The organism is Mycobacteroides sp. LB1 (genome assembly GCF_013449725.1).
Classification (GTDB): Bacteria; Actinomycetota; Actinomycetes; order Mycobacteriales; family Mycobacteriaceae; genus Mycobacterium.
This window is the reverse complement of sequence record NZ_JACCFF010000001.1, coordinates 2,226,456-2,237,332: the sequence shown is the minus strand read 5'-3', so window position 1 is coordinate 2,237,332 and position 10,877 is coordinate 2,226,456. Positions and strand designations below refer to the sequence as shown.

General features: G+C 61.4%; 12 protein-coding genes. 5 read left to right on the top strand and 7 right to left on the bottom strand.

Going from position 1 to position 10,877, the window contains the following annotated elements; genetic code table 11:
• From MLB1_RS10740 to MLB1_RS10720, 5 genes are all read left to right on the top strand, one after another.
• Positions 1-832, top strand: an 832-nt coding sequence (locus MLB1_RS10740; protein ID WP_180749590.1) for a hypothetical protein, incomplete at its 5' end; no start/stop codon positions are given.
• Between the two features lie 49 nt (positions 833-881).
• On the top strand, positions 882-2,270 hold the full coding sequence (locus tag MLB1_RS10735) for a hypothetical protein (protein ID WP_180749589.1): 1,389 nt from the start codon (positions 882-884) through the stop codon (positions 2,268-2,270).
• Between the two features lie 16 nt (positions 2,271-2,286).
• Complete coding sequence (locus MLB1_RS10730) at positions 2,287-3,066, top strand: hypothetical protein (protein ID WP_180749588.1); 780 nt, start codon at positions 2,287-2,289, stop codon at positions 3,064-3,066.
• Positions 3,067-3,190: 124 nt separating this feature from the next.
• Positions 3,191-4,048, top strand: coding sequence for a lipoprotein LpqH (locus tag MLB1_RS10725; protein ID WP_180749587.1), 858 nt, complete (start codon positions 3,191-3,193; stop codon positions 4,046-4,048).
• A gap of 111 nt (positions 4,049-4,159) precedes the next feature.
• On the top strand, positions 4,160-4,468 hold the full coding sequence (locus tag MLB1_RS10720) for a type VII secretion target (RefSeq protein WP_180749586.1): 309 nt from the start codon (positions 4,160-4,162) through the stop codon (positions 4,466-4,468).
• 78 nt (positions 4,469-4,546) lie between these two features.
• Here MLB1_RS10720 and MLB1_RS24065 read toward each other — a convergent pair whose 3' ends face one another.
• The 7 genes from MLB1_RS24065 to recF form a co-directional block, all read right to left on the bottom strand.
• Positions 4,547-4,678, bottom strand: coding sequence for a hypothetical protein (locus MLB1_RS24065; RefSeq protein WP_255485649.1), 132 nt, complete (start codon positions 4,676-4,678; stop codon positions 4,547-4,549).
• 124 nt (positions 4,679-4,802) lie between these two features.
• Positions 4,803-5,381, bottom strand: coding sequence for a DUF3558 family protein (locus tag MLB1_RS10715; protein ID WP_180749585.1), 579 nt, complete (start codon positions 5,379-5,381; stop codon positions 4,803-4,805).
• Positions 5,382-5,383: 2 nt separating this feature from the next.
• Entirely contained in the window at positions 5,384-5,611 is a 228-nt protein-coding gene (locus MLB1_RS10710) for a hypothetical protein (RefSeq protein ID WP_180749584.1), read from the bottom strand.
• A complete protein-coding gene (locus MLB1_RS10705; protein ID WP_180749583.1) occupies positions 5,608-6,801 on the bottom strand; it encodes a hypothetical protein in 1,194 nt (397 codons plus the stop codon). Before MLB1_RS10705 ends, MLB1_RS10710 begins: the two co-directional genes overlap by 4 nt.
• Before the next feature lie 128 nt (positions 6,802-6,929).
• Positions 6,930-8,957: a DNA topoisomerase (ATP-hydrolyzing) subunit B gene (gene gyrB / locus MLB1_RS10700; RefSeq protein WP_180749582.1), complete on the bottom strand. Its 2,028-nt coding sequence runs from the start codon at positions 8,955-8,957 to the stop codon at positions 6,930-6,932.
• 213 nt (positions 8,958-9,170) lie between these two features.
• The gene (locus MLB1_RS10695) at positions 9,171-9,722 is read right to left on the bottom strand and encodes a DUF721 family protein (RefSeq protein ID WP_180749581.1); all 552 of its coding nucleotides are present in this window, start codon (positions 9,720-9,722) and stop codon (positions 9,171-9,173) included.
• Positions 9,715-10,863 carry a DNA replication/repair protein RecF gene (recF, locus tag MLB1_RS10690; protein ID WP_180749580.1) on the bottom strand — a complete coding sequence of 383 codons (1,149 nt, stop codon included), beginning with the start codon at positions 10,861-10,863 and terminating at the stop codon, positions 9,715-9,717. The genes MLB1_RS10695 and recF overlap by 8 nt, the downstream gene beginning before the upstream one ends.
• Between the last annotated feature and the right edge of the window lie 14 nt (positions 10,864-10,877).

Here is a 10,877-nt window from a genome sequence, read left to right as displayed (position 1 = left end):
TTGGCCTGCGCGGCAAGTCAAAGACGATCTGCAGACCAGTGTCATTGGCGCGTTCGCCACCGCGATCACCGCGTTCAACGACGCCAACGCCAGCATGGATCAATTCGTCACCGACAACTACACCATCCTGCGCCAAGCACTCAACACCAACGAAAACGGACCAACAGACGGGAGCGGGCTCACGCCCGAGGAGCAAGACCAGGTGGGCCAGTGGTCGCAGTATTCGCTTGACGGTGTCGGCGGCGGTGACTGCTCCCGGTGGGCACTGGCGAGCGCCTTGGCCAACAAGTATGGAACGCGAGAAGGCCCCAACGGCAAGGAGATCAACCTTCCCGCCGACGTACAGAACAAGCTGATGGACGGTATGCCCCTGCATTTCCCGCCCAATCGGTCAGAGATCGATCAGATCACGCGCTGGCAAGGGGTCCAGATCGCCGACCCCAATGCCGAGCGAGACGGATTCCCGGGAGGGCCCGGTCTAATGACACAGCAGCTACAAAGCCTGGGAATCGACTCCGCTGCCAACAACGCCGCAAGTAGCGCTCCGGAAGCGGTCACGGAGCTGACGAACCAGATGACGGCCGATCTACAGGCGGGACGTCAAGTCGTAGTCAACGGGTCACCCTCTCCCGGTGGCGGGCACTTCTTGTCGATCTCGCGAGTGACGTTCGATCAGGACGGCCAACCGCAGTACTGGGTCAATGACTCCAACCGGACATCGGCGGGTACCCGCAACGGCGGCACCCTGCCGTATCCGTGCGACCGCGCAACCTTGGAGAGATTCCTCCGGAACAGGACCGCAGCCCCGCCCGGATACAGCACGGTCCCGTGACATGGCTGGGCTCACTGCGGTTCGCTTTTAGGTTTGGAGGTTTGTGGTGGTGGTTTATGACACGGGTCGGCAGGTGTTGGAGGACGGCGCCAAGATCCGGGATTTTTGTGGGTACTGGGAGATTTTGAAGAGGCATCAGGGTGAGTTGAGCGAGGCTGGGGTGAATTTCGCGGGTTTGCCCATCGACCAAAGCGGTGATGCGTTCGATAAGGCGTATTACAAAGAGGCCGATATCGATTTGAAGGTGATCCGCGAGTCCGGGGACCATCTGCAGGATGCGGTGGCCGGTGGCACCCAGCAGGTGGGGTTGATCGGCGAGACCGAGCGCCTCTCCCAGTATTTGAAGGGGCATGCCGCCGACGCGGCGTGGGACAAGTACAAGACCAACACCGAGCAGTTGCAGGCCAACATTCAGAAACTCAAGGACGCCCAGGAGGCCGTCGCGGGCGTCGATGACAACTTGTATTTCGGGCTCAACAAGAAACAAGACGAGTACACCGCGGCCATCACGTTGATGATCGAGGGGACGATTCAGAACAGCCCGGGAGATTTCGAGAATCGGTTGACCACCGGTGCCGCCGCGATCAAGGCCGATAACAAGGGCGGCGACGACAACAAACATCTGTATGCCTGGCATGGCAGCCCGGGAGTGAATTGGCCTGCGCGGCAAGTCAAAGACGATCTGCAGACCAGTGTCATTGGCGCGTTCGCCACCGCGATCACCGCGTTCAACGACGCCAACGCCAGCATGGATCAATTCGTCACCGACAACTACACCATCTTGCGCCAAGCACTCAACACCAACGAAAACGGACCTGAGGACAGCTCTTTCAAGAAGGTGACACTGGAGCAGTTGAAGACCGTCTTCGATCAGGGGAACTTTGCGAGCCTGCCCCCAGAGCAGCAACAGCGAATCCTCGACCAGCTCAACGCGATGATGGAACACGCAGGCATAAACACCCCACAGCGGCAGGCCGCGTTCCTCGCCACGTGCGCAATCGAATCTGGGGAGCTGACCATGTGGTACGAGGGCGCGTACCCCGGCGGGCCCGACGCCGACTGGTTTAACGCGCATTACGGCCCACAAACCGCGAAAGGGCAAGAGCTCGGGAACACCGAATCGGGCGACGGCGCTCGGTTTATGGGGCGAGGCCCCATCCAGGTCACCGGCAGGAGCAACTACCAGCGTTTCACCGATTGGTACAACCAGAGCTACAGCCCGAACCCACCGATGGACTTCACACAAACACCAGAACTCCTTCAACAGCCCGAATACGGGTTCGCGGCAGCCGAATGGTACTGGACCGCACACGGGGTTAACACCGCTGCCGACAGCGGAGGGATCGACGCGGTGACCGATATCGTCAATTACTACGACGGCAACCGGGATAAGAAGCGCGACGTCTACCAGAGGGCGCTATCCGCGCTCGGCGGGTGACAGAGGGAGCGACGATATGTTGAAAATGAGCGCCCGGGGACTGCGTCCTCTCCTTGCACTTCTGCTCTCGCTGGCGGCCTGCTCCTCCGGCAGTCCAGTACAAAGTCCTGCGACCGCTGCGCCGCCGACGGACTTTTGCACCAATGCCGGTGGGACATGGGACGGCTCCAAAGAAAGCTGCTCTCTGACCGGCACGAACTCAAAGAACGTCACCGCAAAAGTTCAAGCCACCTATCCCGCCAACCTGCTGGACGACCCGGCGGCGGGACCAGCGCTCCAACAATTCCTGAGCGATTTCTTCAAGAAATTCGGCCACCCGAATGACAATCTCACGCAAAACAGCGAAGCGAGCCTGGGGTACAAGACGTACAAACACGCCCCAAACACGCTGTCCGTCGTCTTCTTCGAGGAATGGTTCGTTACCGGTACGCCTCACCCCAACGATGCGGTCATCACCTTCACCTTCGACCAGGCGAATAAGAAGCCGCTCACACTCGGGGACCTGTTCTGTCCCGGCGTCGACCCGTTGGTGGCACTTCCCCCGCTCGTCCGCCCATACGTGGAGCAGGCAACCGGGCTGGACAAGAACCCCCGACTCACCATCAGCCAGTTCGAACCCCAACCCGGCCATGGCGGCTACAGCGACGACTACAAAGCCTGGTACCTGGACGGCGAAGATCTCGTCCTCGTGATGCCCGCCGAGCGCTCAGGGCCGGTCCACGCCGGCGCATGGCAACCCCGTACTCCACTTTCCGCGCTCGTTTCCATCCAGCGTGGGGGTGCCTGCTCAGCGTGAACCAGGGCCAATCACAGCCGAATTACCGACGTAGACAAATTAACTGAGGGGTTTATCGATGTTACGGATCGCGAGATTTGGCGCCGGCCCTGCCGTGCGAAGAGGGCTTCTTCTAGCGTTACTCGTGACGCTGCCCGTTGCCGGGTGCGGCCCGAAGCCTCCATCCGAGGCGCCTGCCCCGATATCGGCGGTGGCGACGACGTCAGCTATTCCGGCCCCGCTGCCGCCAAACTTTCCTCGCAGCCCGGCCACCATCGAAGCCACCTTCGACGGAAACCCGTCGACGTTCAACGACCCGGCCTGTCTCGGGTTCAGTAACGAAACCACGATCGGCTTTAGTACTGCGCCACAAGGGAGTTCGTTGAGCCTGCGGCTGGACACCGCGACCTCCACCGTGGACGAGATCCAGATCGGTGTACCGGGACGAGGCACGTACCTGTGGAAGACGTGGTCGCATCTGCCATCCCCACCCACCGTCGTGGTGCAAGGCCCGACGTACAGCGTTTCGGGCGTGGTGTTCTTGAATCTGGACCCCGGCGAGCCTAAACCGATTCCGTTCACCGTCACCGCAACATGCCCCGCCTATCCCAATCCGCGGCAGCCGTCGACTCCACCAGCCCCTCCCGCACCCGACCCGAAGGGGCCACACGTCGACGCGACGGTCGACGGCAGACTCCTGGTCGACGGCACCGATGCCGCTTACTGCAGCCGAGAACCGAACGGCTCCTTGAGGATCGGAGTTAAACCCGCCCTGGGTAAGCCAGGAAACAGCCTCACTTTCGATGTGAAGGATGATGCAGTACTTTCCGGAAATGTGGGCGGAGCACTGTTCAGCTACACGACCCGCGTTCCCGCCGATGCGTCGGTGACCAAAGACGGCAATACCTTTCACATCAAGGCCGATCTGTATCGGATCGATCAACAGAAGGCCTACGACGAGCCCCACCCCGTCGAACTCACCGCCACCTGCCCGGGGCTGTAACCCGCCCCAAATTTATGGAACCGATTCGCACGAGCGCGCGTCCAAGTACGTAGTTGAAGCTTCAGATAGAGGTTTCTACAGCGTGTGCCGTGTGCAAGGAGGGCCGCTCTGATGACGTACATCGACTCTGATGGTGTTGAAAAGTTGGCAGGTGTGTGGGGCCGGGCCGCCGAGGGCCTCCGCGCTCAGGGAGACAAGGTGCGGTCCTGCGAGATGCGAGCGGAGACCTTTGGTTCTCACTACTCCGAGCAGATGGCGGATGTCGGGCCGGCGATCGAGCGGCTGGCTGGGCTGATGACCCACGGCGGTGCGAGTTGTGATGACTATCGCGACAAGCTTCGAATGACTAGTAACGCCTTCACGGGAACTGATGACCGGACCGCCTCGGGGCTTGGTGGCGACCCCTCGCGCCAGAGCTGAGGACCACTGCGCCGCTCAAGTCAGCCCGGCTACGACACCGCCGCTCACACGGACGGTTCCAAGGCCCTTGAAGACGGCCTACGCGACGGGGTGTTCACCAAGGTCAGTGCGTCCACCGATGATCTGGCCCGTCACCAGTTGTGGATCATCTTCGTCGACCTGGACGCCTGCCCCGAGGCCGGCACCGGGAGCCACCTCAAGAACGTTCACGCCATCGACAACGCAGCTCGCTATAGGGACTCGTCTTGTCGACGTGCTACTCGCCTATCTGAGTGAGACGGCCCCGACTCAGAATCCCTTGGGCGACTGACCCTCGACGCACTGTGGGGAACAGCTACTTCGGCTTTGCCCACCCCAAGCGCTTGCCAGCCTCAACGATTGTGGGGGCCGATAGGTCGCACCACGTCTGTGCAGTCGGCAATGCCGCGGCTGCCACTGCCTCAGGCGTCGGCTCGAAATCGAATTGCGCTACGTTCGCCGAATCCACCAGATCCGCACCACACTTGGCTGGTTCGTCGGTGAGGATGAGGACGGTAACGCCTTGCGAGTCGATCGTCCGTTGTTTGAGATCGCGGTAACTGTCAGCAAGTCCACGGTGATTGAACAGGGTCACGGTGGCCACGAAGCTATGCGCGGCATCCTGGTATCGGCATGTCTGCATGCCTGAATCATCTTGTTCTGCGGCACCCGTCAATGGCGCTAAGCCCTGGCGGACCAATTCCTCGGGCTGAATCAGGCTGCACGGATCTGTCTGCGGGGTGAACGGCTCGTATCCGGAGTTCTTGAGTGTTGTCGATGGGCTGGACGAAGTGCTTCCCGACGGAGCTCCTTCGGATTTCCCACTCCCACATGCCGTTCCAGCCAACCCGACTGCCAGTAGAGCTGCCACCATAACCATGCGCTGCAACGTCATATTCACCATTCACTCTTCCGGACAGATCCCCGGAACGTATAGAAGTCGTCTTCTTCCAGCTCTGACAAAGTTCTCGGACGTTCCACCGGCTCCAGCTCCGCGTCCGGTACACAAAGAGGGGTATTCATGAACTCTTCCGTGGCCAGCCGCACGGTCTCCATATCAGCGATGCCGGTGTATACCGTCTCAAGAATCATTTCAATCGCCGTGGAAGTTTCGTCCTCGGTCATCTGCCATCACCCCAAGGTGTTCCGCTGTCGCCACCCCAGTATCCGTCTTTCGGTGCTTGTTGAATTCTCGGGGCCTGCTGAACGGCCGCCGTGACGTTCTTGATCAACTCCGGATTGACCTTCATACCCGCGGAACCCTCCGTGGCCTTCGCGAGGAACTCCTGTCCCTTCTTTTGCACGAACGCCGCGGGATCCTTCGCGAACTCGATCACATCCTTAACGAGCTCGACTCCCTTTTTGATTTGCTCCATGAGCTTGGTCGCCTCGTCATACACCTGCTTGAGTATCTGAACGAGCCGCGCAATCTGCGCCGCTGTTCCAGCTCCGGGAACCTTTTTCGCAAGAAACTTGAGCAGGTCGCTGAAGTTGTCTATCTGCACTTCTTCTGCCAATTTGGTGATCACCATATCGGTCAGGGTGCCGATCATCTTCTTGATTTGCTCCACAAGCTGACCCATGCAGAGCCTGAAGGTCCGCATGACGGGACCCTCGGCCTGCAACCCTTTTGAAAGCCGGTCCGCATAGGGCGCAAAGGCCTGGGCAGCCGCCCCGTCCCACGTTGGCTCGATCCGCTTTGTCATTCCGGCGAGTTCGCGCCCAACAGCCTCCGCGCCGTTGCCCGACTTCTCGTAGACCTGCCCCAGACGGTTGAGCTCCTCCCAGTTCCCGATCAACGGCAAGAAGGTGTCGTTGATCGGGCTCCACCCCACCAGCGCCTTAATGTACTCGTCGGCGTCCGCCAGCCAGTCGACTCGTTCACGCACGATTGGGACCAAATCTGCCTGAATCGTTTCGGGCGCAGTGAGATCGGGCAGCGCTCCGTATGTGAACGGCTTCCCAAACGGCACCGGGTCTTGCGAGTTCGGACTGTCGTGCTCAAACGGGTGCGATGTCTCTCGAATTCGAGCGCCATTGTGGTATTCGGTTCGTGCATACTCGCGGGACAGCGTCACCAGTTCGTCCCCGGTCATGTGAACAGCCTCTTGACGCTGGTCGTAACGATCTCGCGTCGAGACCATCATGCCGTCGGCCGTACCCTTCAGTTCCGACATCAAGCCGTCCCAGCCCGACTTCGGGACCCCCTCGGTGCCGATCAAAGTCGTGATCTTGTCGACGTACTGGCCCAGCTCACGCGTTGCACCACCAAAACCCGATAGCTGATCGGGTTCTACCTTGAACGTCTCGGCCACAGCCATTCTCCTCTGTCAGTCCTACTTGTAGGTAGGACGGCAGAATCCGGAGCCCGGTTCCATCACTGAGGAAGACATTTTCAAACTAGTTGAATCCGCAACTATCTCGCCGGGCGAGCAAGTAGTCCCTACACGTCGAGGAAGCGCACATCCCTCGCGTTACGGGTGATGAAGCTGCGGCGGGCCTCGACGTCCTCGCCCATCAGGATGGAGAACAGCTCGTCGGCGGCGGCGGCGTCATCCAGGGTGATCTGACGCAGCACCCGCACCGACGGATCCATGGTAGTTTCCCACAGCTCCTTAGCGTCCATCTCGCCCAGACCCTTGTAACGCTGGATGCCGTCGTCCTTGTTGATCTTCTTGCCGGCTTTGAGCCCGGCTTCCATCAACCCGTCGCGCTCACGATCTGAGTACGCGAACTCGGGCAGGACGCGCTGCCACTTGAGCTTGTACAGCGGCGGCTGCGCCAAGAAGATGTGTCCGTGCTCCACCAGCGGACGCATGAAGCGGAACAACAACGTCAACAACAGCGTCGAGATGTGTTGTCCGTCAACGTCGGCGTCGGCCATCAGCACGATCTTGTGGTAGCGCAGCTTGGCCAGGTCGAACTCGTCGTGGATGCCGGTGCCCAGCGCGGTGATGATCGCCTGGACTTCGGTGTTCTTCAAAACCCTATCGATGCGGGCCTTTTCGACGTTGATGATCTTTCCGCGCAACGGCAGAATCGCCTGGAACATCGAGTCGCGGCCGCTCTTGGCGGAGCCGCCGGCCGAGTCGCCCTCCACCACATACAGTTCGGACTTCGACGGATCGGTGGAGCGGCAGTCGGCCAGCTTGCCGGGCAGCCCACCGATATCGGTGGCACTCTTGCGGCGCACCAGCTCGCGCGCCTTGCGCGCCGCGATGCGGGCCTGCGATGACGAAACCGCCTTGTTTACAACAGTTTTCGCATCGGCCGGGTTGGAGTCAAACCAGTGCTGCAACTGCTCGTTACAAACCTTCTGAACAAACGACTTGACCTCGGTGTTGCCCAGCTTAGTCTTGGTCTGGCCTTCGAACTGCGGCTCACCGACCTTCACCGAGATGACCGCGGCCAGGCCCTCACGGATATCGTCGCCAGTGAGGTTGGTGTCCTTCTCCTTGAGAAGCTTCTTTTCCTTGGCGTACTTGTTCACCACAGTGGTCAGCGCCGCACGGAAGCCTTCTTCGTGGGTACCGCCCTCGTGCGTGTTGATGGTGTTCGCGAAGGTATGCACCGATTCGGAATAGCCTGCGTTCCACTGCATCGCGATTTCTACCTCGTGGCCTTCACCCTTACCGGAGAAGCCGACGATGGTGGTGTGGATGGCCGACTTGGTGCGGTTGATGTGCTTGACGAAGTCGACCAGACCGTCGGGATAGTGGAACTCTCGCCTCTTAACCTTGTGCGGTGCAGCCGATTGCGCTGCTTGCTCTTCCGCGGATTTCGGCGCCTCGGCGGTATCGCTGACCACCTCGTCAATCACATCGGAATCGCTGACGCGCTCGTCGGCGAGCTTGATCGTCAGGCCCTTGTTCAGGAAGGCCTGCTCCTGCAGACGCCGCGCGACGGTCTCGAAGTCGTAGGTGGTGGTCTCGAAAATAGTCGGGTCGGCCCAGTATCGAACCGTCGTTCCCGTCTTCTTGGTGGGCGCGCCCTTCTTCAAGGTGCCCGGGACAGCCCGGTCGTAGGACTGTTCCCACTCGAACCCGTCGTAAGAGATCTCCAACTCCACCCGCGTTGACAGCGCGTTCACCACCGACACACCCACACCGTGCAGGCCGCCGGACACCGCGTAGGAATCCGAGTCGAACTTTCCGCCGGCATGTAGCTGGGTCATGACCACATCTACCGTCGGGATTCCCGTGGCATGCATTGTGGTCGGGATGCCACGACCATCGTCCGTCACCTGAATACTGCCGTCGGCCCGCAGCGCCACATCAATGGTGGTCGCATAGCCCGCCATTGCTTCGTCGACCGCGTTGTCCACCACTTCCCAGATCAGGTGGTGCAGGCCGCGCTCGCCGGTGGACCCGATGTACATGCCCGGACGCTTCCGGACGGCTTCGAGCCCTTCGAGGATGGTGATCGACTCGGCGCCGTATTCGCTCTTGGCACTCTTCTTCGGGGCAGCCACGATCGACTTTGTCTCCTGTCTGGAAGGGACGACTCTCGCGGGTCACGGACCCAGCGATCGGTGTTATGGCCATCCTACTGGTCGGCACCGACGGCAACTGGTTTCAGGGCACGTTTCGTCCCCTCTATTTACGCCGTCCGTCGCATATCTCGAATCGGTCTGGGTCCTGACGGTCGGCAAGGCAGATCCGAGCCACGGCGTGGCGATGAGCGCTCAGCCGTAGGTGTCCCGCGGCCCGCGCCCGGCAATATGTCGCGGCCCCTTGCGCCACGACGGCGCCGTCGGTCCGGAGATCTTCAGACTCGTCACCACACCGTCGCCCACCGCCGCCGCGATCTTCGCCAGCAGCTGTGCCTGCACCAACCGCAGCTGCGTCGCCCAGGCAGTGGACTCCGCCGCGACCGTCAACACACCCTCATTTAACGAGGTCGGCGCCGCATGCGCGGCGATCTGCTCGCCGACAACAGCGTCCCACCGCCCGAACACCGCACCCTCGGACACCCGGGAGCTCCAGCCCCGGCGGTTCGCCAAATCCCCTGCAGCCCTTCCCAACAGCTGTGGATCCCGTGCGTCCGGGCCCGGCCCCGACCAGCTTCTACGGCCTCCGGCGACTCGGCGCCGCTGCTGTGGTGACCTGCCTCCGCGACCGATGTCCTTGCCTTGCTCCTTGGCCGCGCCACGTGCCTCCTCCAGCACCCGGCGCACCAAGTCCATCCCCTTCACCCCGGCCAAGTGCTCCGGCGGCCAGGCCTCGTCCTCACTCATGCACCACCGACTTCCGTCCCTCGGGATCTTCCCGTATGTCGACGGTAACCGTGCGCGCCGACAATTCCTCGGGAACATCGTCCGGAACCGCCGCTGTCACCAGAACCTGCTCTGCATCCGCAGCGACCTCGGCCAAACACCGGCGCCGGGCGCCGTCCAGTTCCGCGAACACGTCGTCGAGCATTAATAGTGGGTCGGTGCCGTCGGCGCGCAGCAGATCGAATGCCGCCAACCGCAGCGCCAGCGCAAACGACCACGACTCCCCGTGACTGGCGAAGCCCTTGGCGGGTCCGTCACCGAGCCGCAGTTCCACATCATCTCTGTGCGGACCCACCAGGCAGACCCCGCGCTCGATCTCCGCAGACCGTTTTGTAACCAGTCCGGCATGCAGTGCGTCGGCGAGGTGTTCCACTGACGATTCTTCGCCGACACCCTCGACGCTGCTGCGGTACGCGATATCCGCCGCACGTGAGGCCGGCGCCAACAGCTGATAGGACTTCTCCACCAGTGGTCGTAGCACAGCCACCAATTCGATTCGTGCAGAAAGCAATTCAGCACCATGAGCGACCAGGTGCCCGTCCCAGACATCAAGGGTGTCCAGCACACTTTGGTCGTTACGTTGACGAAGTGCGGCCCCTGCGGTCTTGAGTAGTGCGGTTCGCTGCCGCAGTACCTTGTCGTAGTCCGCACGCACACCCGCCATCCGGGGTCGACGTTGAATCAGCAGATCGTCGAGGAATCGGCGCCGGTCCGAGGGATCTCCGCGCACCAGTGACAGGTCTTCGGGCGCGAAGAGCACTGCGTGCAAAATCCCGACGATCTCGCGCGGACTGCGCACCGGCGACCGGTTTATCCGGGCCTTGTTGGCCCGGCCGGCCGCGATTTCCAGGTCGATCGCCAGCTCGCGACCTTCGTTCACCACGATGGTCGACACCACCGCCCGCTCGCCACCATTGCGAATCAGTGGTGCGTCGGTGGAAACCCGGTGCGACGACAATGTAGACGAATACCACAGTGCCTCAACAATATTCGTCTTGCCGTAGCCATTCGGTCCGACGAACACGGTGCGTCCGGGTTCGAGCTCCAGGTCGACGTGCTCCCATGACCGGAAGTCCCGCAATCCCAACTGTCGTACGTACACCGAGTCCGCGCGCC